The sequence below is a fragment of the Microbulbifer mixtoriginis (SeqCode) genome (assembly GCF_052467515.1).
The window spans coordinates 850009-874410 of the sequence record NZ_CP174314.1 but is presented as its reverse complement, the minus strand read 5'-3'; the positions used below and the strand labels follow the sequence as shown (position 1 = coordinate 874410).

The following is a 24402-nucleotide window of genomic DNA, read 5'->3' as shown; positions in this document are numbered from 1 at the left end:
GGGCAGTCTATGCATTGCTTAATCAGTGGTGGCACCGGTTTGATCGGTAGACTCTTTTGCCAACGCTGGCTCGCTCGTGGCGACACACTTACAGTACTTAGTCGCCATCCGGATAAGATACACCAACTCTGCGGAGAGTCTGTCAATGCCGCCAGCGCTCCTGAAGAGGTGCAAGAGCGGGTAGATGTTGTTGTCAATCTGGCAGGGGAACCCATTTCCTCTCGCTGGACCGAGAAACGCCGTGCCGAAATTCGCAACTCACGCCTGAATACCACCGAACGGCTAGTACGCTGGACACTCGCCCAAAGAGAACGCCCCAATTACTTTCTCTCAGGATCTGCTATTGGATACTACGGAGACCGTGGCGGCGAACTGCTCAAGGAGGACAGCCCTGCAGGCGGAGGGTTTTCCGCACAACTGTGCCGTGACTGGGAAGCGGCCACACTGCCACTACAAAGGGCCGGAATGTGCGTCGGAATCATACGCACCGCTATTGTGCTCTCCAACCGAGGGGGAGCACTTCCCAAAATGCTACCGGCATTTCGCCTGGGACTTGGTGGACCAATGGGTTCTGGCGAACACTGGATGAGCTGGATTCACGAAGACGACGAAGTCGGATTGATACTTCACGCTATTGACCAACGCCTATGCACCCCTTTTAACGCCAGTGCTCCAGAAGCAGTTACCAATAACAGCTTCAGCCGCTTATTGGCAAAACAGATACACCGCCCCTGCTTTTTCCGCTCTCCAGCCTGGCTGCTGAAAACCCTGTTCGGGGAGATGGCAGAAGAGCTACTCCTTGCCAGCGAAAGAGTGGAGCCCCGAGCCGCCTTAAACAGCGGCTACAGTTTCCAGTTTCCTACCCTGGAACAAGCACTAGCCGACCTGCTAGCTAAAGACAATGCTAGCAATAAGGTAAGTGTCTGATTCCTGGGCACTTTTATTGGCTGGATCAGGCTATGCTGCTTAAGCCGCAACTACGCTACTCTCCAGGGCCTGCATTAAATAACGCCGACTGGATTCACTGGTGACTAAATCCCCGTGACTACCCATAGGGGCTGAGCCAACCCAGTGCGCGTGCCAGCGATACCACTGGGACTCCTCTGCATTTACCCGCAGCTCGATGAATTCCACTTCTGCAGGATCTAAACCGAACTCACGGACAATTTGCCCCGCAAATGTCTCAAAATTTTTATTCAAATGGGCCCCGCTCTCAGCACCGCCACATAGGAAAAATAGAATTCGGCCATCCTGGTCCACACGCTTGAAGCCGATCCAAACAGCCCGGTTGAGTCGGTTGTGCAATTGGATGGGAGTGAAGGAAACCGGGATGCCCTTCATCATAAGGTTATCTCGTTTATTGTTATGGTTGTTATCCACAGTCGCTACTCCAATGTAAGTAGTAATTAGCGGGTGAGATCTGTGGCGCCAGTCGTCCATTTACCTAGTACAACCAGCTTTCAAAAAACAGATGCAATCCCTCGCCGACGCCTATTCCCTCATGCCTGATAAGTATCTGAGAGCACCGCATCACAAAAGTTCCTCAGCACTTTTTGGCCTGTGGCAGTGGTCGATATTGATACCAGGCTTGTGCCAATAGTTCCCGCCAATAGGCCTGAGTCCGCAGTAGCGCCTCAGCACTGGGAACCCAATTTAAGACCCCACCCTTTTCCCTTGACTCTAACTCAGAAGCACTGCCCACTGATAAAGGCTGTACCTTTAGGCCTGCGCGGGTAAAAACTGCCGCAGCCCTGGGCATGTGCCACCAGTGAGTGGCGAGCACAATAGTTCCCACACCTGAATTGCGCAATATCTCCGCGCTATTTACCGCATTCTCTGCGGTAGTTCGACTGCAAGCTTCGCGCCAACTCACCGGGCGGGACATCTCATCCAACATTTTCGCCATCAACTCTGCCTCAGAGACATGCTCATCCGGTGAAACACGGCCGCCGGACACCAGGATTGGCATATCCCTTGGGACATGCTTTGCTGCCCAGATCACCCTCTCCAAACTGGACGCAGATAGGTACTCATAGCCTTGCTGATTATCCCGGTAAACACCGCCTCCGAGGATCACCACAGCCCTGGGAGCAGCCTCTGTATCAGGTAAATCTGCTACAACGCCCAAGCGCTTACCGATCCAGCTTGAAAAAGCCGGCGTAGCACTAAGCCAGAGCAGACAAAATGAGAGGATCGCCAATGGCAGGGACAATTTCTCCAGCAAAGAGCCTTCAGGAAAAAAGCGTATCAAGAATGCCGCCAGCAGCCCCAGCATTGGCGCCAGTGGTGGCATCAACAAATTGACCGCTATTTTATACAGCTCAATCAATACTCAAGGCCGCCTTCTATTTGCCTGAAACAACCATAGCCACAGCGGTGACAGGGTGTAATTTGACTATTCTCCGGCGGCTGAGCGAGATAACCACACCCCAGACATTGCAGTTCCTCGTCGGCCCCCACTATCTCACCCGCAAGGGCCCAGGGTTTGCCTTCACGGATACAACGCATAAGATTGGGCCAAGCCGTTTCCGTAGGGTCCGCCGCGTTCAGCAACCAGTCACCCCCGCGCTCTTCCAGAGTAATCAGCTCCCCTCCCAGACCGCGCATATAATCCCCGGCTCGATGCAGATCATCTTTTAACCAGGCGCGAAGAAAAGCGACCTTATTTGCGGTCAAGTCCTCAACTGCCAGCTCTCCCTCAATCAAATCCTCCAGGTCTTCACGAAACTCATCGGCCAGATCGTCCTTCGGCGGTAACTTCGGTTCCTTCGTCACGGTATCCCTCCTATAATCTCGCGTTTACGCATCCTAAAAGATGCTCTGGGGGCCGTCCTTGATCGCAATCAATCCTTTTGCTTGTCGATCCAGAGCTGCTTCCACTAAAACACTGAAAAGTTTCCCCGCAAAATTTGATCACAGAGTATAGGTCCCCAATCGATGGAAGAGCAGTACAACCCCTCCGCAGTCGAAGCTTCCGCCCAGGAATTCTGGGAGGCAGAGAAAAGCTTTGAGGTAAAGGAAGATACCGGCAGGGAAAAGTTCTACTGCCTATCCATGTTCCCCTACCCCAGCGGCAAGCTGCACATGGGCCATGTGCGCAATTACACCATTACCGATGTTATTTCCCGCTATCAGCGTATGCAGGGTAAGAATGTCCTTCACCCCATGGGCTGGGATGCCTTCGGCTTACCAGCTGAAAATGCTGCGATCCAGAATAAAACCGCGCCAGCAAAATGGACCTACGCCAATATTGATTATATGAAGGGGCAATTGAAAGCTCTCGGATTTGGCTTCGACTGGTCCCGCGAGCTAGCCACCTGCCAGCCATCCTATTATCGCTGGGAGCAATGGTTCTTCACCCGCCTCTATGAAAAGGGCCTGGTCTACAAGAAAAATTCCGCGGTGAACTGGTGCCCCAATGACCAGACCGTGCTCGCCAACGAGCAGGTTGAAGATGGTGCCTGTTGGCGCTGCGGCACTACCGTGGAGAGGCGTGAGCTGGCCCAGTGGTTTATCAAGATCACTGACTACGCAGAAGAGCTGCTCAAGGACCTGGATAAGCTGCCGGAGTGGCCCGAGCAGGTGCGTACCATGCAGCGCAACTGGATCGGCAAGAGCCGAGGTGTGGAGCTGAGCTTTAGCCTGCCCACCACTGTGGCTGGTATGGATCACTTCGATGTTTACACCACCCGCCCAGACACCCTGATGGGCGTCACCTATGTATCCCTCGCCGCTGAACATCCGATCGCTCTGGAGTTAGCAGAGACTAACCCCGAGCTAAAAACATTTATCTCTGAGTGCAAAAAGCAGTCTCTGTCTGAAGCCGATATGGCCACAATGGACAAGAGAGGCATGGACACCGGTCTCAAGGCTATTCACCCCATCAGCGGGGAGGAAGTCTCTGTCTGGGTAGCTAACTATGTACTGATGGATTATGGCTCTGGCGCTGTGATGGCAGTACCCGCCCACGATCAACGCGACTGGGAGTTCGCACACAAGTATCAGTTGCCTTTGACTCAAGTCATAGCGCCCGCCGATGGCCAGGAAATCGATCTCAACAAAGAAGCCTTCACCGAAAAAGGCAAACTGGTGAACTCCGGCAATTTTGATGGTCTGGATTTTGATGGTGCCTTTACCGCGATTTCCGAAGTTTTAATAGCAGCAGACAAAGGCCGTGTGACCACCAATTATCGCCTGCGCGATTGGGGGGTATCCCGCCAGCGCTACTGGGGCGCCCCTATCCCAATGTTCAACCTCGCAGATGGTGGAGAAATCCCGGTGCCCGCCGAGAAACTCCCTATTTTACTGCCGGAAGATGTGGAGCTGGACGGTGTTCAGTCCCCCATTAAAGCCGATCCCGAATGGCGCAAAGACGAACTCAATGGTACGCCGGTCGAGCGTGAGACCGACACTTTTGACACTTTTATGGAGTCCAGCTGGTACTACGCTCGCTATACCTGCCCAGACTTCGAAGAGGGCATGCTCGATCCCGACCGCGCCAACTACTGGCTACCTGTCGACCAATATGTAGGTGGTATTGAGCACGCCATCCTACACCTTCTCTACGCGCGCTTTTTCCACAAATTGATGCGGGATGAGGGCTTGGTCAACAGCGATGAACCCTTCAAGCAGCTGTTATGCCAGGGGATGGTGTTGGCTGAATCCTTCTACAAAGAAGAAAACGGCCATAAAACCTGGATCAACCCCGCCGATGTTGATGTCGAGCGGGATGAGAAAGGAAAACCCATCAAGGCAGTTGAGCGCGCAACAGGTGAAGAAGTAATTGCCGGTGGCGTTGTGAAGATGTCCAAGTCAAAAAACAATGGCATCGATCCCCATGCTGCTGTTAAAGAATACGGTGCCGATACTGTACGCCTGTTCACAATGTTTGCAGCTCCGCCCGAGCAAACTTTGGAGTGGCACGATGCCGGCGTGGAGGGAGCCAGCCGCTTCCTGCGAAAGCTCTGGAAAACTGTACAAGGACATGTTGCTGTAAGCACTAACAGCGCTCAGATTGACCAACAATCTTTGAGCGACCAGCAACAACAATTACGCCGTAAAACCCACGAGACGATTCAGAAGGTTGGCGACGACTACGGACGCCGTCAAACCTTCAACACGGCTATTGCGGCAGTGATGGAGCTTCTCAATGAGGTTGGTAAACTGGCAGATCGCAGTAATGAGCAGGGGCTGGCAGTGGAGAGAGAGGCTCTTCAGGCAGCTGTCTTGCTACTGGCTCCTGTAACTCCGCATATTTGCCACCAACTGTGGCAAATCCTGGGCAATAACAACACCTTAATTGATGCTCCCTGGCCAGTAGTAGATGAAAAGGCTCTGGTGCGCACCTCAATTACTTTGGTCGTTCAAGTCAATGGCAAAGTGCGTGCAAAGCTGGATGCGCCTGCTGATGCGGACAAAGAGGGCTTGGAAAAGCTCGCCCTAGCCGATGAAAACGTCCAGAAATTTATTGGCGATGCCACCGTACGCAAAGTCATCGTTGTGCCAGGCAAATTGGTAAATATTGTCGCGAAGTAAAAAATACTGCGCAGTTATATCCAACCAATAGCCGGGAGCATTGTGCTCCCGGCACATATCTGCAAACCCTATATTTGCTGGCACTAAAGCCAGGTAGTTTATGAAAATATTTGCACGTCGTATCGCCCTGCTAGTTACCCTTGTGGCCACCGCCAGTTGCGGTTGGCACCTGCGGGGAGCGCCAAAAAATTTTCCTCCAGGCAGTACTATTTACATATCGAGTGAGAACCCTCGCAGTGATATTGCTGATGAAATTAGCCGTCTTCTGGAAAACGGCGGGGTCCCTGTTGCTCCATCCCCTATTGAAGCGGACTACCTACTCACCATTCATAAAGAAATAGAACGAAAATTAACTGTTGCCGTGGATTCTGAAGGGCGGGCTTCCGAGTACGAGCTGATTACCAGCGCGATTTATAGTGTGCGTACTCATAGTGGCGAAGTACTGCTAAATAAAGCTCAGGCCGATGTCTATAGATCATTGGAGTGGAACGTTTCAGAAATAGTCAGTAAGGGAGAAGAGGAACGCCTCTTACGCGCGGAAATGCGCCGCGAGTTGATTAGCCGAATGATCAATCGTTTGCGCCGTATTGATGTCAATGCCCCCTTGCAAGATAAGAGCTACTAGGTAGTTCTGTCATGCGTATTAATCCCCAACAGCTTCCCCAGCAACTACGGAAAGGACTTGCGCCGGTTTATATTATCTCAGGCGATGAACCACTTCTGGTTCAGGAATCTTGCGACCGAATACGTGCAGCAGCGAGGCAGAATGGTTTCGCTGAGCGGGAACTTCTACATGCAGAGCATAATTTCGACTGGGGTTTATTACTTGCCTCAGCCGGAAATATGTCTCTTTTTGCCGAGAGGAAGCTTATCGAGGTACGCGCTCCCAGTGGAAAACCAGGGGATAAAGGCAGTAAAGCCTTACAGGAATTTGCCGCTCTCGCCAGTCAGGATTTGATACTACTGCTGGTTTTGCCCAAGCTGGACAAATCACAACTCAATAGCAAATGGGTTAAAACACTTGAGCAGCATGGTACTCTCGTACAAATTTGGCCTGTTAGTGCCCAGGAAATGCCACACTGGATCAACCAAAGGATCAATGCCGCAGGGTTATCTGCTGAGAAAGAAGCTATACGTATTCTCGCCGAAAGAGTAGAGGGTAATCTGCTCGCAGCAAGCCAAGAAATCGAAAAGCTCAAACTTTTAAATAGTGACGGGACAATAACGGTCGAACTGTTAGAGCACAGTGTAACCAGCTCTGCGCGATACAGTGTTTTCGATTTAATTGACAGAGCTTTGGCAGGAGAAGCCGAGAGAGCGATCAAAACGCTACAAGGCTTACGCTCGGAAGGTATTGAGCCACCTGTGGTGCTCTGGGCCCTAACAAGAGAGATGCGCTCATTACTGGAACTAAAGGAAAAACTCAATCAGGGCCAGCAACTAGCACGTTTAGTTCGCATCCAAAAACGCCAACCACTTATACAAAATGCCTTAAACCGTCTAACTCCAAATATACTAGAGGCTCTTCTTTTAAAAGCCAGAACCGTGGATTCGGCAATCAAAGGTGGCAACACTCACCAGTCCCCATGGAATGGCCTTATGGAACTCACGCTTAATTTGAGTGGACAGAAAAGCGTTTAGAAAGTTAGCCCAAGCAATCGAATTCTTTAAATGCCGCTAATAAAAAAACCCTCCCCAAAACGAGGAGGGTTTAAACAACAGTCATTATAGGCGTATTAGTTTTGAGAAACTGTAGCCATATTGCTGTTGCCGACCTGGTGCACACTCGCCATATTGAAATTGCCAGCCTGAGTTACATAGGTAGTGTTCTCACTACCAGACTGTCCCAGGTGAGCACCGTGCTCAAAACCATCCTGAGATACAACCATCAGGTTAAACTCACCCATGTCCTGATGGATCTCAGCCAAGTTCAGCTCACCGCTCTGGTCAACATCAACTGTGTTGGCCATACCTTCGCTATGGCCGTAAGTGAAGTTGGCACTTCCCACCTGGTCAATATTAGCTGTATTGAGATCCCCAAACTGAGAGAATTCAGCTTCGTTATGATCACCCGTTTGTTGCAGAATTGCAGCATTATCATTGCCATATTGGTACATATCACCAATATTGTTGAGGTCATTCTGCGTAACGGTCATGGTGTTGGCATCACCATACTGACCAGTAACACTAGAGTTACCAGTGCCATTCTGAGCAATAGTATTGAAGTTATTGGCCCCATCCTGGGACATATTCAGATAGTTGAAGTCACCTGACTGCACCAAGTTAGAAGTGTTTTCAACACCGCCTTGATAAACAAAACCGACGTTACCTTCACCAACTTGGCCTCCTACGAAGCCTTCATCAGAGCTCATCCAGGTGCTGCTCCAAACGCTGTTCCCATCACCAGACTGAGTGCTGACAAACAGGTTACTATCTCCGTCCTGCTGCAGGGCAGCCATATTGTCATTACCCTCCTGCACCGCATCAAGGGTATTGTAATTAGCCTCACCACCATCTGAGCGGTACTGATCTAGGTGCATAGTGTTTTCACTACCCATTTGAGTAGCATAAGCTGCATTGCCATTACCGCCCCACTGATGAACAACTCCCCAGTTACCCTCTCCCTGTTGATAAGAATAGGCTTGAGAGCTATTTTGACCGACTTGCGTGGTTTCAGAGTAGTTACGGTTACCTACCTGAGTCTGGTCGATATAGTTAGCATCGGCGGTGGATTGACTTGCGTAAGCACGGTTGTCATTACCTTCCTGCCACTGATAAGCCGCATTATTGGTGGACTCGCCCATTTGATAGATATCAGCAGCGTTGTCATTTCCAACCTGCAGTTGATCACCATAATTAGCATCGGCCATTGCGTAACCAGCACCAACAAGCATTGCAATCGCAGCAGCAAGTGAAAGCTTTTTCATTTATGTTTCTCCATCAGACTAAGTAAACAAATACAAACAAAAAGAAAGCAGTGCTTTAATCGTGCTGAACGACCTGCACCGCATGGTTGTCACCGAACTGCGCGACAAATCCAAAGAGCCCATCTCCGTTTTGGATGATGTTGGCTGAGTTTCCATTGCCCATTTGATTTATAAGAGCAATATTATCTAAACCATTTTGTATAGCGGTAGCTTGGTTATAAGCACCAGACTGGGAAATTGCCGCATAGTTATATTCCCCAGCCTGCTGAATTACTGCTTCATTCGAATAGCCATCCTGAACCAAAAAAACTTGGTTGAACTGTCCAAACTGAGACACTTCTGCAAAATTGTATTCCCCTGTCTGAACAACCTCAGCTAACTGACCAATAATAGACTCATCCCGCTGCAACATGAGATCCAGCTTTCCCTGACCAGAAAACAGCTCATCATGCTCATCTAAGTCACCAGCCCAGACAGAGTTAATACAGGTAAGGAGTACAAATAAACCACATAGGCTAACTTTGATAACGCCCACCAAAATTCTCCTCAAGGTTAATTAAAGCGAGAGCCATTCCGCTCATCGAGGACCACTATAGGAATTTAAGCAAAAACAATAAATCAGAAAAAAGAATATTTTTTGGGGTGGGAAAATAATGAATATTTAAGACTTTTGTATGAAAGCCTTTCTAGAAAGTTGATTTAATACGAAGATGTAAGATTTCGGCAAGTAGATTTACTAAATTACACAAACTTACACAAAGATTCAACAAGAAAAACCGCTCACACAGAAATATGAGCAGCTAACAATCATTGCAAGACAAAGAAATTAGTCAGAATATTTAATAAAATAATTATTCTAAAGAATTTTCACAGTTGCATCCGCATATTCACTCAGTACAGATGCAGGGAATTCATTGACATCCTGCATTGCCCAAATATTATTCGTCACACCATTGGCAATAAGGTGAATGACTGCAGATTCAATCGCAGAAAGCACACAAAGTTGAGCCGGATCATTGGTCGTCATTCCAGCCTCAATCTCTAACAAACGTTTATACTCAACAAATGTATAAACGTCTCCCTGAACCTGCCTTGATAGAATTTTCTTACTGGTTAAAACGCTATTTAAAACTCTTCCAGTTCTAACATCGACCGCACGCAAATTCACGGTCACTTCGTCTACTCGATATTGCTCAGAAAGTCCAATACCAAAATAACGCGCACCGGCTCCGCCGGTTTTGATATTGGTATCATAAGCGACTATACCTCCCTCCAACATTATATTTGCTGACATCAGGGAGGGGAGCTCAAAGGGTTGGGGAGTTTCTTGCTCTTTGATTGCTGCTCGTATGATTTTTCTTTCAGTAAGCAGGTTTTGCAGCCCTTCACGCTCAAGAGTAACAAACCAACCTGACTCGTTGAGTACTTGTACGAGCATAGAGGCAGCGCCTTGTGTTACTGCAGTAGAAAAAGAGCTAGACGGTGCTGGCCTGTACTGGCCAGTTTGATCACTAAATCCATAAACCGCTACTACGATCTTCCCCCTCGGTAAGGGCAAATTCAAAAGATCTGCATAAGTACTCATTCGATCCGTCAAAGTGGCTTTTTGATGCCCTGGGCCAAACAACGCCTCTCCTGCATTTTGAAAGAAACTACAACCACTTAAAATAAAAACCAAAAATATAACTATTATTCTAACCACCATCACCACCACCCTAAAGAACAAACAATCTATTGACCAATTAAATCAGTTACCAGGATTTAGGCCAACGACTACGATCTCAGAAAGCTCTCCTGTGACAGCATCTGTAATAGTTATAGTTAGGGTACCATCTACATCAAGTATGTTAACGATAAAGTCATCGGTTACGAGAGTACCATCATTTCCATCTCCAACATCTGTGAGCAACTGAGACAACAATCTGGATTCTAGTGTATCCGTAAACCTGTCAAGTGAAGATGAATCAGAGTATGGTGACTTACCAGCTTTAGGATCTTTTTTACTGTTTTGAGCGCTGGCATTATTTAACAAATAATTACCATTTAATGGATTACCTCCGAAGGATGGATTTACTGGAGTGTAAATAAGCTCTGTCGAATAGGCAGAGACAGAAAAGAAAGATAAAACCAATAAAACATAGAACCTCACTATAATTCCTCCCCGGCCAAGTCCAAGTTTTGTGAAAATAACTGCTGCAGCCTTTGCTGTCGTACATTATTATTGATTTGAGCAACAGCTTGCTCAACTATCTGCCCAAAACGTCTTCTGCCTGGGTAAATAACAGTCCTGAACACCTGCTTATTCTCATAATTTACCCACACAACACTACCCCACCGCGCAGAAGGCCTTTCATACACAGTCAGGTTATAATCAAAGTCAGTCAAGTTGGATGTAATATACAACGATAAAGAGCGTGCGAACTCATGCCCTATGCCGCTTACTGTGTTATCAATCACCAAACCAGTAAGGATTGACTCTTCGCTCTGAGCAAACTCTGACTCCTGGGAAATAACTGTACTAGAAGTAAACCAAATAGAAAAAAATAGAATTTTTAATTTCACAGATTTTGACTCGCCCAACTACTTGCCTCCAATCTGTTTTTGCAACCAATCTTTTTATAAACCTTGTATAGGTGACTTTTAACGGTATGCTCACTGACACATAGTACCTCCGCAATATCTGCATTGGTTCTACACTCACAAATAAGCTCCAATATCTGTCTTTCTCTTTGTGTAAGGTTTGCGCTAGAATCCATCCATCTTTTAGGACGTCTATGCTGCCTTAAAAAGTTATGCAGAACATCTCTAGGGAACCAATATTCCCCCAGGAATATCTTACCTAATCGCTCCATAATAACCCCGGGCTCACATTTTGCCGGCATCAATCCTAGGACCTTCTCCCAGTGTAAGACAAAGTCAAACTCATTAGGGTCGTCAACATTTAAGAGAATAATGCCAGGCGAGTTAGTAGAAGCATGAATATCACGTAATAACTGATCAAGATCCACTTTAAAGAGCCCAACACAGTCGAGCAAGAGATAATCAGCCTTAACTCCATCAAGTGAAAAAGATGGGACTCGCTGAACAATGGAGCATCTGGTTTTAAACTCCTCTTCAATATGCCCTGCAAAAATTGAACTCTGCAAGTTGACTGATGAGGTTAAGAAGGTAACAGCGGGACCCTTACAAACATGATCCTGCGAAACAACTTTGAGGCGTGCATATTCCTTATGCAAATTCATCTGGGTTCCCCCAATATGCAATCTCTTTAAGATTTTATCTAATGACTTCTTACTTTTTTATTATTTTCTATCCACATTCTCGATATTGAGAGCTAAATCTATTCGATCAACCAACACACTGCAACAGTAAGTGATACAGATAACAAAAATTCAATCTTAAGTGTGCCAGCGATTATTACAAATGTCATTTTTTCATACAAAGGTATTAAAGACGATTATTAAGTAACCAACTAGAAACATCCTTTTGTCTAAACTTAAAAAAAATAAAGCGTTTAAAAAACAGTAATAAATTTGCACTAACCCACAAAATTAATGGATTTATTTTAAATATTAGCATGAAAAAAAGCATACCTAGAAAAGTTAAAAACCTATAAACGGCACAAAAAGCCAAGTAGCAACAAAAATTAAAATTTAGCTAATCAATCACACTAAAATAATAAATACACTCTCTTTCATGAAAGTAATATTATTTTGGATAACCTATCCAAAGAAACCCTATAAATTATACTTATTAAATATTTTTATAGTGCGTAATAGATTTAATGAGTGCGCAAATAGTAATCAGGGTGGGACTACTTTATGATTTTGTATTGGTACGCTATCACCATGTCTCTTGGTACCTGTTTGGTGTTTTGGTACAAGTAGATGAATCAAAGAACATATAACTATGTTAACCATTGAGGCCCTGATCATGAGCGATCACCTTCACCCCTCTGCCCATGCAACCACTCATACGGTAAAGAATCAGACTTCCCCTCTCTCAGGGCACAACCTGTATGCCGGCGATCAGGCTCTACTCGATTCGGTACACCTTAATGGCGGACATTGGGCCGAAAATGATCTACAACGCTATGGCGAGGTTTGTGGAAGACCAGAAATGATTGAACGGGGTTATGCTGCCAATGAGTTTAAACCCATATTTGAAAGTCATGACCGAATCGGAAACCGTATAGACTTAGTTCGTTATCATCCTTCTTACCATCAACTTATGCAGCTTGCCTTATCAGAAGGACTACACAGCTCCCCCTGGAGTCATCCTTGTAGCGGTGCCAATGTTGCTCGAGCGGCAAAGAACTATCTGCATTGTCAACTTGAGGCGGGTCATGGGTGCCCAATCACGATGACTTTTGCCTCTCTTCCTTCGATAAAATTAAACCCATCAATCGCCAAGGAGTGGATCCCTAAAATTCTTAGCCGGGGCTACGATGGCAGTAATCGCCCCTACTATGAAAAACACTCTCTGACTATCGGTATGGGTATGACAGAGAAACAAGGTGGGTCAGATGTACGTGCCAACACAACCTGTGCAATCCCCATGGATGACGGAACTTATGAGCTACTTGGGCATAAATGGTTTATGTCTGCTCCTATGTGTGACGGTTTTCTAATCCTGGCTCAGGCACCGGGCGGGCTTTCTTGTTTTTTGGTTCCCCGATGGCGTCCGGATGGAAGTAAAAACCCATTAGAAATCCAAAGGCTCAAAGTGAAATCTGGCAATGTATCCAATGCCTCTTCCGAAGTGGAGATGCGAGGTGCCTTAGGATGGCTCTTGGGTGAAGAAGGTCGGGGAGTCAATGCAATTATCAAGATGGTCGCGATAACTCGTTTTGATTGTATGGTCGGTTCCTCTGGGGGCCAACGCCAAGCCGTATTGCAAGCGATATACCATGCATCCCATAGAGAAGCCTTTGGAAAAAAGCTAATTGATCAAACCCTAATGCAAAATGTCCTGGCAGACCTGCAATTAGAAGTTGAAGGGTCAGTGGCCTTGACCATGCGCATGGCCCGAGCTATGGATCATGAAGATCAAGAACACGAACAAATGCTCCTAAGACTGGGAGCAGCTGTGGGTAAGTATTGGATTTGTAAGCGCAGCCCGCATCATGCCTATGAGGCGATGGAATGCCTCGGTGGAAATGGTGTTATTGAAAGTTTTATCACTGCACGACTCTACCGCGATGCTCCAATTAATGCCATATGGGAGGGTTCCGGTAATATCCAGGCTCTTGATGTGCTGCGTGCCATCACAAAAACACCCAATGTCGTAAATCACTGGCTGGATGAGATGGCAACAAGCATTGGTATGGATATCCGCTTCGATAAAGCTATAGATTCACTAAAAAAAGAGCTTGCTGATTTGGATCAATTTGAATACAGAGCACGCAGTATTATTGATCAAATGGCGATTGCAATGCAGGTTCATCTACTTTTACAGTCAGGCAACGAATCGATTAGTGATGCATTTATTCGATCAAGACTGGAAACTAGAGGAGCTCATAGCACTGGCAGTCTACCCAAGGGGGTTGACATTGAAACATTACTCAGACGCGGCGACCCGCTTACAATTGGTGTTTAACTGCTTTTGGGAGAAGCAACTCGACGACAACCGAGATGTTTCTCCTGTGCAAGATAAAAGATTAGCTAAAAAAAACTATAGCGAAAACCCAGTTGGCCACGAACCCCATAATACTCAACTTGCTTTGGCCTATCTTTATTACCAATATAATAAGTTAAAGGTTCATTCGTAAGGTTTAAGGCCTCAGCAAAAATAACTAAATTGTCCCCAATCGTATAATTTGCACTCATATCCAGGCTTGTGTAAGCACCGTAGTACTGGTCTTCATTTTTATTGCCACCATGCTCTTCAATATACTCTCCCTTATGGTTTTGAGCTAAGCGAATGGAGAAAGCACCGTCATCATAATAGATAGAGAGATTATGTAATAAATCAGCCTGACGGGAAATCGGCACCGCACCATCACGGCCCGGAATACGCATTTCTGAATCCATCATGGTTAAATTTGTCGATAACCCGATATTTGAAAGAAATCCAGGGAGGAAATCCAATTTTCGCACGATATTAAATTCCAATCCCCCCAACCACGCATCTTCACCATTTTCCGGACTATAAATATCGACTCCTGACACCCCATTATATTCACCTTCTTTCACATCCTTAAAAATTGGATCTGTAATATCTTTATAAAATAGACCAGCAGATAAAATCCCGGAGTCATTAAAATAGTATTCATACATAAAATCCAGATTCCAAGAGTAAGTAGGATCAAGATCTGGATTACCTCCTATAAACTCATTATCGTGCTCGGCATAGTACCCTCCCGGATTCAGGTCACCAAAGTCCGGCCTGGCAAAGGTTCTGGTCAGCGCGAGCCTGATATTGCTATCCTCTGTGAGCGCATATTTTAGATGTGCCGATGGCAGAATGGATAAATACTCTTTATCACCATTAAACGGCACCAAATAGCCGTTATTAGCTTCATCGTTAACAAATACCTGGCTTTCCACCTTCGTTTGTGTCTGAGTGAGTCGTAATCCCATTACAAGAGTGGCTCTATCTGAAAGCTCATAATTACCCATACCATAAGCCGATAGGTGCCTCTCTGTTAGCTCAAAATTTCGCCCAAGAGCCCCTCCATTTTCAACTAGAGCTGATTCTTCGGGAATCAAAATGAATTTATCCCGGTTTTGGTTCCAAAAATTCTCCAATTGAGACATTGAAGCAACCTGAGAAAATTGGGATTCATAGTTGATATCCAACTCGGATAGGAAATCATTTCTGCCAGGCTGATCAGACAAGGTAAAGTCAGAGAGAACTGGGGCAGGCCCATAGTTTTCCTCATCCCAAATGTAAAATGCATCGGAGAATTCAGACACCCGTTCCTTGTCCCGATATTTCATACCGAACTTTAACTCCAGCTCACTGGAAAACTGGGAAGAAAAGTCAAAAGTGGCTACCACTTTATCCTTTTCGTTGACATACACTTTATATAGTTCAACCCAAGATAGGCTGGACTGGGTTGGGTCCATTACAAAACCATCCGGGAGGTGAGTGGGTATATTTTCTGCTGGGTCAGTACCACCATCGATTTGGTTGTAAGCCAGCCCATCATCATCCAGACCAACATAACCTACTTCCGTTTGATCAAAACGCATTACAAAATAAGAGCGATCATCTTTATTGGGTGTATTCCCATAGCGGAATTCATTATCATAGCTGGCTAAATTCCAATTCAGCTGCTTATCATCACCAAAAAAGTGCTCTCCACCAACTTCAACACCTTGCATACGTGTTATCAAAGTATTGTGGATATGCTGAAGTTCCATTCTATCTTTATCGAACCGCAACCTGTGCTTGTAATGTGTCTCCTCATCTTCTAATGTCCCATACAAACCACGAGCAAAAATCTTACCTCCTTCTTCCAATCGGTATTCAGTAGCAAGGTTTAACCCCAGGGTATCTCTGGTTCCGGTATAATCCCGCAGTTCCAATCGATATATTCCCTCCCCTTTACGGCGAGGCTCGTAGTTATCTGTTGCCCAATCCCTGCTCCAACCAGTTACATTGGCCAAAAATCCCCATTTACCACCTTCACTTCTATCCCCATAAAGAATGCTCATGGATTTAATATCACCGTCGGCTTTATCCGCATAGCCACCAGATAGGGATATATCCAAAGTGCGTTCTTCAGGGGCTGTACGAGTCACAAAATTAACATTGCCGCCAATAGAGTCACCTTCCTGATCCGCGGTAACAGCCTTAGAGACCTCAATACGTTCAATCAGCTCCGATGGAAAGAAATCAAACGCCGTAGCCCTGCTGGTAGTTTCCTCTTCTGCAGATGGCAAACGATGACCATTAAGGCTAGAAGAACTCCATTGGGACGGGAGGCCACGCACAGCGACAAACCGTCCTTCCCCCTGGTCACGCTCGATAGATACGCCTGCGACTCTTTGAACTGCCTCTGCGGCGTTACGATCCGGTAACTTTCCTATACCATCTGCCGATACCACATTAACAATCCGGTTGGATTCCCTCTGTAACTCCAGGGAACGTAACTCTGTCTCAAACATTCGTCCAAGCACAACAATCTCTTCTATTTCGCTATCATCCTGGACACTCTGCTTACTACTTTCTTGTGCATGAGCGTAATTTACTTGTCCCACCAGCAGAGTAATCGTTGCAGGCAATAATTTGACATAAATCATTTTACTTCCCCTGTATCAATCAAAAAATGATTGGCAAATTTTTATCGACACAAATTAACTTGCTCGATCATCAACATAAATCTGGACTAGACCAGAATCCTAAATTGCCGCTATGACGTTTGTATAACAGGTGTGTGAATATTCCCTGCGAATATATAAATGAAAAATTTTTACCATCTGGAATGGTTATTGAACTTAAAAAGACTGTCACAAAAACGCAATCATAAGCACCTAAAATCTGGTCTAGACCAAATGGCAGCTATCGATAAAATGGAAAAAACCGGTAAAAAACAGGAATCTGATTCCAGTGAAGATTTCAACAGTGAGCTTTTCTTGCTACTCTTTTCCGGAGTTGCTGCATTCTTCACTTATTTTTGTATGTATGCTTTCCGCAAGCCCTTTGCAGCAGCATCTTACGCCAACATTTCCGGCTGGGAATTCACTCTAGACTTTAAAACCGCACTTATAATTTCCCAAGTACTGGGTTATGCGTTTTCAAAAATTATCGGGATTAAGGTTGTCTCAGAGTTACGGCCATTGCAGCGGGGAAGAATGCTGGTAATTCTAATTCTTTTCAGTCATCTGGCCTTGATAGCATTCGCACTGATCCCCGCTCCTTATAATGTTGTCATGCTTTTTTTTAATGGTCTCCCACTTGGAATGGTGTGGGGACTAGTATTCAGCTATTTAGAGGGGCGTCGTCTTACTGAAACACTAGGCGCCATTTTATGTGTTAGCTTAATCGTCTCTTCAGGAGCCGTAAAAGCAGTAGCCGCATATCTAATGCTGGAATGGAAAGTGCCGGAAATCTGGATGCCTGCAACCGTGGGCTTATTATTTCTACCTGCACTGATTCTATCGACATTTACACTCAATAGAATTCCCCAACCCAACCAAGCAGACATCCGTGCACGAAAACAAAGAGTACCAATGACGAATGAAATGCGTTGGACTTTCGTCAACGAAACGAATCTGGGATTATTGGCTTTAATCATCGCTTATGTATTCCTAACGGCATTTCGTGACTTCTCTGATAATTTTGCTGCAGAGCTTTGGAAAGCTTTGGGTCATGGTCAAGCACCCCAGATCTTCCTTACCAGCACTCTACCCGTGGCACTGATAGTTTTAGCATCCCTGGCGCTACTTATTTTTGTACGTAACAACTATCGCGCATTGCAGCTAAACCAGCTATTAGTCGCGGCTGGGGGAGCAATCTGCATAACTTCAACTCTCGCATTTGAGTTAGATATTGTATCCGGGGCTGCCTGGATGATTGGGATCAATATCGGGCTCTATATAGGCTATGTTCCATTTAACTGTTTGTTATTTGAACGTCTGGTCGCCTGCACCAAGAGCCTAGGTAACGCAGGATTTGTGATTTATCTGGCAGATAGTGCGGGTTATATCGGCAGCATTAGTGTCATGCTCTATAAGACTTTCGCGCAACCAAACCTAAACTGGTTACAGTTTACTCAGCAACTTTCCTATGCTACTGGTTTTGCATGTATTTTGTTAATGCTGCTCTCGCTTCTTTTCTTTCGCCGCTTGCACCGTAATTCTTCTTCACGGTCGAGGCTTATTACTTCTCCAGTGTAAAAAAGGCTATAGAGCAGTTATGAAATTTGATATTGCCATTGTCGGTGCCGGGATATTAGGCAGTTTTGCTGCTTACCATGCACTCAAATCCGGAAAAAAAGTACTGTTAATTGAAGCCAGCACTAAGCCTCACGGAGCCACGGTACGCAATTTTGGCCAAGTAGTACCATCTGGTATGAATCTAAAACTATGGCGAAATCTGGGGCGACGATCGCTGGAACTTTATGGCGAGTTGGCGACAATAATGCCGGACGCACTCTGGCAGCATGGCTCTCTCTACGTGGCTTCTTCTTTAGAAGAGGCCAATCTACTTGAGGAAATGCATGAGATTAATCGTGAGACTAACTACGTTTCCAGGCTTCTTACCTCGACGCAGTGTCACAAGCAAATTAATTTACTAAAGCAGAGTTACTGCCATGGTGGCCTCTACTATCCACAGGAAATGAGTGCCGAAAGCTCCCTGCTAATGAAATTTTTTTGGAAACTACTTGAAGACACGAAAAATTTACATTTTAAGAAGGCATCTCCGGTAATAGCCGTAGAGGAAGTCAAAAATGGGGTCCAGCTTCGCTGCTCAACAGGTGAGTCTTTTATTTCAGAACAGGTAATGATTTGTTGTGGCCACCAACTTAGTCATTTATTTCCGCACTTATTACAAACAGAACAGCTACAGCTTAGTAAATTGCAGATGTTGCGCACCCAACAAATCAAGGGAGTCAAAATACCAGGGAACCTGCTTACAGGTCTGACAATCCGCCGCTATGAAGCATTTAAAAGTTGCCCTAATTATAAAAATTTACCGAAGCCCCATATTGATCCAAGCTATGGAAAATTTGGTATCCACCTTCTATTCCGACAATCTGCCGATGGCAGCATCATCATTGGCGATTCTCATGAGTACTTCACTGCCCAGGACTCAGGCACTTTGGACTATGAAATATATCAGGAAATCAACTCACTGATGGTAGCCGAAGCCAAGCGTATCCTTAATCTACCCCATTTAAATGTTGCCAGGACTTGGAATGGCTATTACAGCCAGGAAAGTAGCCAAGGGGTATTCCTAAAATCCGCAACAGAAAATATTCATTTAATAACCGGTATTGGAGGAAAAGGTATGACAACCGGACCAGCATTAATGGAACGGGTAGTGAAGGGTATTTTGGACAAGATCCCTCTAGATGAGTGCTTAATCGATGAGAGCTAATGTTGTCGATAAAATTAAACAGTTATTTTTGCAGTACGGTAATTTAACACTTGGAGAAAAATGCACGCAGCTACAGCATGCTACCCAGTGTGCCACCCTGGCGGAACACTCTGGTATCTCCGATGAAATGACTGTTGCAGCGTTTCTTCATGATATCGGCCATCTCCACGCTATAAAGGAAAAAATACCCGGGACGGATACTGAAGGCTACAGTGCACATGACCTAATAGGTGCAGATTTACTCGAAAGGTGGGGTTTTCCCAATACAGTCACAAAGCCTATCGCCCTACATGTTCAAGCTAAAAGATTTTTAATGAATACAGATAACATTTATGAGACACGGCTATCCGCAGCAAGCCACAAAACCCTAAAAAAACAAGGAAAAAGAATGACAGATAAAGAAAAAGATAATTTTCTTAATACCCCATTCGCCGAGGATGCTCTACGTCTGCGCGAGTGGGATGATTCAGGAAAAGTGCCTGGTTTAGCCGTAGCTCCTCTAGATCACTGGCTAAAGATCTGCTCAAAGGTACTTAGTCGATAGATATTTTACCGCTCAACTCCCTTATCAATTACCAAAAAGGAGATAATCCATGGAACCACTGCAACTTAAAGCTGCTATCCTCGACTGGGCCGGAACCTTAGTAGATTTTGGCTCCCGCGCCCCTTTACAAGCGTTTATGCAAATTTTTGCTGAGGCTGGAGTTACGGTCAGTGAAGAGCAAACCCGTATTCCAATGGGTACTGAGAAGAAAGAACATATTCGCCAGATGCTACAACAAAATTCCATTCAAACTGCCTGGCAAGTGGTTCATGGGCGCCCATCCCAGGAATCTGATATAGACGGACTATATCGCCGTCTGGCCCCGATACAGATTCAGGAAATCGATAGGCACAGCCAAATAATACCCGGAGCCGACAAACTATTTGTCCGCTTGCGTGAGCGTAATATACGTATTGGTAGCACCACAGGTTACAGTCGCATAATGATTGAAGGCATGCTGGCAAAAGCTCAACAACAAGGCCTAGAGCCCGACTGTGTTATTGCAGCAGATGAAGCTGTGGGCGCAAGACCAGGACCCGCAGCTGCATTAAAGAACGTCATTGAAATGGAAATCCCGTCTGTCAACCAATGTGTCAAGATTGATGATACCGCCGCAGGCATTCATGAGGGGCGCAATGCCGGCATGTGGACAGTTGCAGTGGTACTTTCAGGCAATGCTTCGGGATTATCCCTGGGAAGTTGGCAAGCACTCTCGGAGGAAGAAAAAAGAAATCACAGTATTGGCGCTTATCAAAAACTTGAGAATTGCGGCGCTCATTATTTGATAGACGATATCAATAAGCTTGAACCCGTACTGGTCGATATCAATCGCCGACTGGCTCTTGGACAACGCCCCTGATAGGCTATCAAACTTCAGGAATACCAGTTTGGTAGCCCAGGCTTAAGACCGAGTTTCAGTCAAACCCAAGAGAAATACTGTGTCCTCCAGTTACGTAGAAATTAAATCACATATCCAATTGTTGATCGGTAATGGTCGCCTGGCCGCCAATCACAAGCTGCCCGCTGAGCGCGAGCTGGCGGAGCAGCTGCAAGTCACACGTATTACTTTACGAGATGGTTTAAACCGTCTTGAAGGTGAGGGACTGGTGTACCGACAAAATCGCAGAGGCTGGTTTGTTGCACCAAATCGATTTGTGATGAACCCGACACAAAAGGTAAATTTCAACTCCATGGCCCGACAACAGGGTTTTAGAGCAACCACCAAAGTACTTGGGGTCCGTAAGCTGACCGTAAGACACAATATTTATTCCGCCTTTAACGCCACTAAAAGTACCAGGTACTTTGAAATCCGAAGAGTCCGCTACCTGGACCAAAGGCCAGTCATGGTAGAAGAGAGTTATCTCTCATCAGAGTGTTTTCCTGAATTATCTGACTTCGATTTATCCGGATCTATTACCGAAATATTGCAAGATAATTATAGGGTAAATATCACTCACGAGCGCTGTAATATTCAGGTTGCGAACCTGGAGTTGCAATATGCAGAGCCATTGGGTATACACGCTGGTGCTCCAGGCCTGAGAATCTTAAGACTTCGCTATGATTCTGCTGAATATCTGATTGATTACAATATTGAATACTGGCTACCCCACGCCATAGAAATGGAAGTAGCCACTAGATAGTACTTATTTTTTAACGCACCTAAAAAATTCCTTGCTCTTTAATTTTAATGAGGGAGATTGGTTAGTTATTAGCTTTTAAATAGCTGTCTTTTCTTTGCAGTATCGCTGTAAAAATCCCTTCATTGGGATTTAATAGCTATCGTCTATTCTATCATTACTGGTCTAGACCAGAAAATCATTGAAAATACGGGATATTTGATATGAAGACACTTATCTACTGCCTGTTGTTAATTTCGTTTGTTTCCAGTAACCAATTCGTTTTTGCCCAGAATAATAAAAAGGTACTTCTAGTTGGCGTTGATGGGCTGCAGTACGAAAAGCTCAAGGATATAGACACCCCCAATTATGATCGATTAATTCTACACAAGGCTTATACCGGTGGTATCAGTGGCTCTCAAAGTCAACAGGACACTAAAAGTGGCCCCGGCTGGTCCACTATCCTTACAGGAGTTTGGGTTGACAAGCACCAAGTCACGTCCAATGACTCAGGCCTGGCAAATGCAGGATTCCCCAGTTTGTTCAAACGGATAAAGGAGGCTGATAATAGCCTTTGGGTGGGCAGCATATCCCATTGGAGCCCTATAAATACCAACTTTTTTACTACCGACCTGGCACAGGCTAACCTGGTTTTAAGTGGTCTTTCCGATGCGGATGTCACCACACGCGGCGTGCAGGAAATAGCCTCAGGTCATGTGGATTTCCTTTTCCTACACCTGGATGATCCCGATGGTGTCGGTCACAGCTCCTGTTTTGGCAATCACTATAACGAAAGCATTCGCACAAGCGACACTCAGCTGGGCGCTCTGTTAGATGCCGTAGATACACGTATTGCAAAAGGTGAAGAATGGTTAGTGCTTGTAACTACAGACCACGGCCGTGATTCTCGCGGCTGCGGGCATGGGGCACAAACTGCCAGCGAGAAAACAATTTTTATTGGCAGTAATTTGCCGTTAAATGCTGAGCACAGCGAGTTTATTGGAGATATCCACAATGGAGATTTCAATGGAATTTATGGCCATGCTGCCCAAACCTCCATTGCACCAACGGTGTTGCGTTTTATGGATATTGAGCTGCAAACGAATTGGAAGCTGGATGGTAACCCACTGATTGGCAGCCCTGGAATACGTAAAATGATGGCTGCTGACAATAAGACAATTAAATGGTATTCCACAGATAGCGGACCCGTGGAGATTCACCAGAACGACCAGTTCATTGATGTCGTCGACGCTAGCTCACAAAGCTGGACCGACTATACAGAAGCACAGGGAGTCCTGGACTATGTATTCGTACATAACGATACCCCTGTTGCTTTGCGTAAATCGGCCCTGGAAATTACTGCTGGCCTGGACTGGAGCACTGCACGTGCTTACTATTTTCGCGGTGACGATCAATATGTACGCTACAATAAAACCCTGGACAAAGCCTCTAGCGGTTATCCACGCATAACCAATAACAGTACATGGCCTGGCTTGGGCGACTATGCCCACCTGATTGTTGCTGCATTTAAAGCCAACAGTGACAAAGGCTATTTCTTCTTAAATGACGGGCGTTACCTGCGCTATGACCTCAATGAAGATCGGGTCGATTCCGGCTATCCCAAATTGGTGGACAACAATACTTGGCCTGGTTTGGCTACCTACGCGACAAAAATTCGCGCTGTCCTGAAATGGCCTAATAGCAAAGTTTATTTCTTTCTCAAAGACGGGAATTATTTACGCTACGACCTGGAAGAAGACCAACTTGACAGCGGCTACCCCCAACCTATCAATGACAGCAATTGGCCTGGACTCGGTCCTTATGCTACGGAGATAACCGCAGCCCACCAATGGAACACATTTCGTGCATATTTTTTCCTCAAAAACCAGCGCTATATACGCTACTCCATTACATCTGATCAAGCATACAGTGGGTATCCGAGAACAACAGATAATGAAACCTGGCCAGGCTTGATGACCCCCTGATTCACTACCAGGGCAAACAGCTACCATCCCAAAAAAACAGATTACCACTATCAGCGGGCGCCAGTTGTTGTAGTACATCCACAATACGCCCGGCACTCAGTACCGGGCTATATAATTTTCCCGGCGCCAGATTACCCTGGAAGGGTTTGGAAAGTGCTGTATCCGTAGTGCCCGGATGAATTGCCACCACACAACTGTTTTCCAATCGGCGCCCCCATTCAATAGACAGGTTTTTTACCAACATATTGAGTGACGCCTTGCTGATACGATAGCTATACCAGCCCCCCAACTCATTATCACCGATACTACCCACCTTGGCAGACAGGGATACCCATAGCAGCGGCTGCTTGCGTTGTAATTTTCTATCCAGCGCCTGGGCCAGGTGCATATGAGTGAGGAGATTGATACGCATAGACTGTATCAACCAATCATCCTCACATTGCGCTAGAGATTTTTCCGGGCCATGAAATTCATCGTGCAACAATCCACAACAGTTAATTACCCAGTCAGGCGGAGATGAAAATTCAGAAAGGAAAGTCTCGGCAGCCCTGATAGAGTGCTCGTCCGCGAGAGAGATTGTCAGGTGACGACGCTCGCCGGCGTGTCCAGGTACCCGATCCACTGTACCACGGCTCAAAGTCACCAAAGTAATATCGGGATAGCGCCGAACAATTTCGGCGCCTATCGCGCGAGCCAAACCGCCCGAGGCACCCGCCAGTAATACCATCCTTGGTTGATCAAACATA

The 24402-nt window shown here is 45.9% G+C and carries 22 protein-coding genes; 11 read left to right on the top strand and 11 right to left on the bottom strand.

The features are described from left to right. Window positions 1-9 precede the first annotated feature (9 nt). Window positions 10-927, top strand: coding sequence for a TIGR01777 family oxidoreductase (locus tag ACJJIT_RS03660; protein ID WP_444900015.1), 918 nt, complete (start codon window positions 10-12; stop codon window positions 925-927). A 39-nt stretch (window positions 928-966) separates the two neighbouring features. Here the strand turns inward: ACJJIT_RS03660 and ACJJIT_RS03655 are convergent, their stop codons facing one another. The 3 genes from ACJJIT_RS03655 to ACJJIT_RS03645 all read right to left on the bottom strand — a co-directional run bounded on the left by ACJJIT_RS03655 (window position 967) and on the right by ACJJIT_RS03645 (window position 2775). Next, a complete protein-coding gene (locus ACJJIT_RS03655) occupies window positions 967-1380 on the bottom strand; it encodes a hypothetical protein (RefSeq protein WP_252083072.1) in 414 nt (137 codons plus the stop codon). A 163-nt stretch (window positions 1381-1543) separates the two neighbouring features. After that, on the bottom strand, window positions 1544-2329 hold the full coding sequence (locus ACJJIT_RS03650) for a YdcF family protein (protein WP_444883976.1): 786 nt from the start codon (window positions 2327-2329) through the stop codon (window positions 1544-1546). Beyond that, on the bottom strand, window positions 2326-2775 hold the full coding sequence (locus ACJJIT_RS03645) for a zinc ribbon-containing protein (protein WP_252083074.1): 450 nt from the start codon (window positions 2773-2775) through the stop codon (window positions 2326-2328). The genes ACJJIT_RS03650 and ACJJIT_RS03645 overlap by 4 nt, the downstream gene beginning before the upstream one ends. Before the next feature lie 162 nt (window positions 2776-2937). On the opposite strand from ACJJIT_RS03645, the gene leuS reads away from it, so the two are divergent. The 3 genes from leuS to holA all read left to right on the top strand — a co-directional run bounded on the left by leuS (window position 2938) and on the right by holA (window position 7176). Further along, a complete protein-coding gene (leuS, locus tag ACJJIT_RS03640; RefSeq protein ID WP_444900014.1) occupies window positions 2938-5535 on the top strand; it encodes a leucine--tRNA ligase in 2598 nt (865 codons plus the stop codon). 100 nt (window positions 5536-5635) lie between these two features. Then, the gene (locus tag ACJJIT_RS03635; protein WP_444900013.1) at window positions 5636-6160 is read left to right on the top strand and encodes an LPS-assembly lipoprotein LptE; all 525 of its coding nucleotides are present in this window, start codon (window positions 5636-5638) and stop codon (window positions 6158-6160) included. Window positions 6161-6171: 11 nt separating this feature from the next. After that, window positions 6172-7176 (top strand): DNA polymerase III subunit delta, encoded by a 1005-nt coding sequence (gene holA, locus ACJJIT_RS03630; protein WP_444900012.1) that lies wholly within the window; start codon window positions 6172-6174, stop codon window positions 7174-7176. Between the two features lie 95 nt (window positions 7177-7271). Here the strand turns inward: holA and ACJJIT_RS03625 are convergent, their stop codons facing one another. The 6 genes from ACJJIT_RS03625 to ACJJIT_RS03600 form a co-directional block, all read right to left on the bottom strand. Continuing rightward, the gene (locus ACJJIT_RS03625) at window positions 7272-8462 is read right to left on the bottom strand and encodes a hypothetical protein (RefSeq protein ID WP_444900011.1); all 1191 of its coding nucleotides are present in this window, start codon (window positions 8460-8462) and stop codon (window positions 7272-7274) included. A 55-nt stretch (window positions 8463-8517) separates the two neighbouring features. After that, complete coding sequence (locus ACJJIT_RS03620; RefSeq protein ID WP_444900010.1) at window positions 8518-8997, bottom strand: hypothetical protein; 480 nt, start codon at window positions 8995-8997, stop codon at window positions 8518-8520. A 321-nt stretch (window positions 8998-9318) separates the two neighbouring features. Further along, on the bottom strand, window positions 9319-10167 hold the full coding sequence (locus tag ACJJIT_RS03615) for a CsgG/HfaB family protein (protein WP_252083080.1): 849 nt from the start codon (window positions 10165-10167) through the stop codon (window positions 9319-9321). A gap of 42 nt (window positions 10168-10209) precedes the next feature. Then, window positions 10210-10611 carry a curli assembly protein CsgF gene (locus tag ACJJIT_RS03610; protein WP_252083081.1) on the bottom strand — a complete coding sequence of 134 codons (402 nt, stop codon included), beginning with the start codon at window positions 10609-10611 and terminating at the stop codon, window positions 10210-10212. Continuing rightward, on the bottom strand, window positions 10611-11024 hold the full coding sequence (locus ACJJIT_RS03605; protein ID WP_444900009.1) for a CsgE family curli-type amyloid fiber assembly protein: 414 nt from the start codon (window positions 11022-11024) through the stop codon (window positions 10611-10613). Before ACJJIT_RS03605 ends, ACJJIT_RS03610 begins: the two co-directional genes overlap by 1 nt. Next, on the bottom strand, window positions 11021-11704 hold the full coding sequence (locus ACJJIT_RS03600) for a LuxR C-terminal-related transcriptional regulator (protein ID WP_444900008.1): 684 nt from the start codon (window positions 11702-11704) through the stop codon (window positions 11021-11023). Before ACJJIT_RS03600 ends, ACJJIT_RS03605 begins: the two co-directional genes overlap by 4 nt. 667 nt (window positions 11705-12371) lie before the next feature. On the opposite strand from ACJJIT_RS03600, the gene ACJJIT_RS03595 reads away from it, so the two are divergent. Then, on the top strand, window positions 12372-14060 hold the full coding sequence (locus ACJJIT_RS03595) for an acyl-CoA dehydrogenase family protein (RefSeq protein ID WP_444900007.1): 1689 nt from the start codon (window positions 12372-12374) through the stop codon (window positions 14058-14060). 65 nt (window positions 14061-14125) lie between these two features. Here ACJJIT_RS03595 and ACJJIT_RS03590 read toward each other — a convergent pair whose 3' ends face one another. After that, window positions 14126-16711: a TonB-dependent receptor gene (locus tag ACJJIT_RS03590; RefSeq protein ID WP_444900006.1), complete on the bottom strand. Its 2586-nt coding sequence runs from the start codon at window positions 16709-16711 to the stop codon at window positions 14126-14128. Window positions 16712-16870: 159 nt separating this feature from the next. Here ACJJIT_RS03590 and ACJJIT_RS03585 point away from each other — a divergent pair, with 159 nt between their 5' ends. The 6 genes from ACJJIT_RS03585 to ACJJIT_RS03560 all read left to right on the top strand — a co-directional run bounded on the left by ACJJIT_RS03585 (window position 16871) and on the right by ACJJIT_RS03560 (window position 23656). Continuing rightward, the gene (locus tag ACJJIT_RS03585) at window positions 16871-18307 is read left to right on the top strand and encodes a DUF5690 family protein (RefSeq protein WP_444900005.1); all 1437 of its coding nucleotides are present in this window, start codon (window positions 16871-16873) and stop codon (window positions 18305-18307) included. Between the two features lie 19 nt (window positions 18308-18326). Beyond that, entirely contained in the window at window positions 18327-19511 is a 1185-nt protein-coding gene (locus tag ACJJIT_RS03580; protein WP_444900004.1) for a TIGR03364 family FAD-dependent oxidoreductase, read from the top strand. Continuing rightward, window positions 19501-20055 (top strand): HD domain-containing protein, encoded by a 555-nt coding sequence (locus tag ACJJIT_RS03575; RefSeq protein WP_444900003.1) that lies wholly within the window; start codon window positions 19501-19503, stop codon window positions 20053-20055. Before ACJJIT_RS03580 ends, ACJJIT_RS03575 begins: the two co-directional genes overlap by 11 nt. Before the next feature lie 49 nt (window positions 20056-20104). Beyond that, a complete protein-coding gene (phnX, locus tag ACJJIT_RS03570; RefSeq protein WP_444900002.1) occupies window positions 20105-20914 on the top strand; it encodes a phosphonoacetaldehyde hydrolase in 810 nt (269 codons plus the stop codon). A gap of 79 nt (window positions 20915-20993) precedes the next feature. Continuing rightward, on the top strand, window positions 20994-21695 hold the full coding sequence (locus tag ACJJIT_RS03565; RefSeq protein WP_252083090.1) for a UTRA domain-containing protein: 702 nt from the start codon (window positions 20994-20996) through the stop codon (window positions 21693-21695). Between the two features lie 200 nt (window positions 21696-21895). Further along, complete coding sequence (locus tag ACJJIT_RS03560; RefSeq protein ID WP_444900001.1) at window positions 21896-23656, top strand: hemopexin repeat-containing protein; 1761 nt, start codon at window positions 21896-21898, stop codon at window positions 23654-23656. 4 nt (window positions 23657-23660) lie between these two features. On the opposite strand, the gene ACJJIT_RS03555 is transcribed toward ACJJIT_RS03560, so the two are convergent. Then, window positions 23661-24401 (bottom strand): SDR family NAD(P)-dependent oxidoreductase, encoded by a 741-nt coding sequence (locus ACJJIT_RS03555; protein WP_444900000.1) that lies wholly within the window; start codon window positions 24399-24401, stop codon window positions 23661-23663. Between the last annotated feature and the right edge of the window lies 1 nt (window position 24402).

Coding starts and splice junctions, on each gene's coding strand:
- ACJJIT_RS03660 (WP_444900015.1), top strand. CDS start 10: ATGCATTGCTTAATCAGTGGTGGCACCGGTTTGATCGGTAGACTCTTT.
- leuS (WP_444900014.1), top strand. CDS start 2,938: ATGGAAGAGCAGTACAACCCCTCCGCAGTCGAAGCTTCCGCCCAGGAA.
- ACJJIT_RS03635 (WP_444900013.1), top strand. CDS start 5,636: ATGAAAATATTTGCACGTCGTATCGCCCTGCTAGTTACCCTTGTGGCC.
- holA (WP_444900012.1), top strand. CDS start 6,172: ATGCGTATTAATCCCCAACAGCTTCCCCAGCAACTACGGAAAGGACTT.
- ACJJIT_RS03625 (WP_444900011.1), bottom strand. CDS start 8,462: ATGAAAAAGCTTTCACTTGCTGCTGCGATTGCAATGCTTGTTGGTGCT.
- ACJJIT_RS03615 (WP_252083080.1), bottom strand. CDS start 10,167: ATGGTGGTTAGAATAATAGTTATATTTTTGGTTTTTATTTTAAGTGGT.
- ACJJIT_RS03600 (WP_444900008.1), bottom strand. CDS start 11,704: ATGAATTTGCATAAGGAATATGCACGCCTCAAAGTTGTTTCGCAGGAT.
- ACJJIT_RS03595 (WP_444900007.1), top strand. CDS start 12,372: ATGTTAACCATTGAGGCCCTGATCATGAGCGATCACCTTCACCCCTCT.
- ACJJIT_RS03590 (WP_444900006.1), bottom strand. CDS start 16,711: ATGATTTATGTCAAATTATTGCCTGCAACGATTACTCTGCTGGTGGGA.
- ACJJIT_RS03585 (WP_444900005.1), top strand. CDS start 16,871: ATGAAAAATTTTTACCATCTGGAATGGTTATTGAACTTAAAAAGACTG.
- ACJJIT_RS03580 (WP_444900004.1), top strand. CDS start 18,327: ATGAAATTTGATATTGCCATTGTCGGTGCCGGGATATTAGGCAGTTTT.
- ACJJIT_RS03575 (WP_444900003.1), top strand. CDS start 19,501: ATGAGAGCTAATGTTGTCGATAAAATTAAACAGTTATTTTTGCAGTAC.
- phnX (WP_444900002.1), top strand. CDS start 20,105: ATGGAACCACTGCAACTTAAAGCTGCTATCCTCGACTGGGCCGGAACC.
- ACJJIT_RS03560 (WP_444900001.1), top strand. CDS start 21,896: ATGAAGACACTTATCTACTGCCTGTTGTTAATTTCGTTTGTTTCCAGT.
- ACJJIT_RS03555 (WP_444900000.1), bottom strand. CDS start 24,401: ATGTTTGATCAACCAAGGATGGTATTACTGGCGGGTGCCTCGGGCGGT.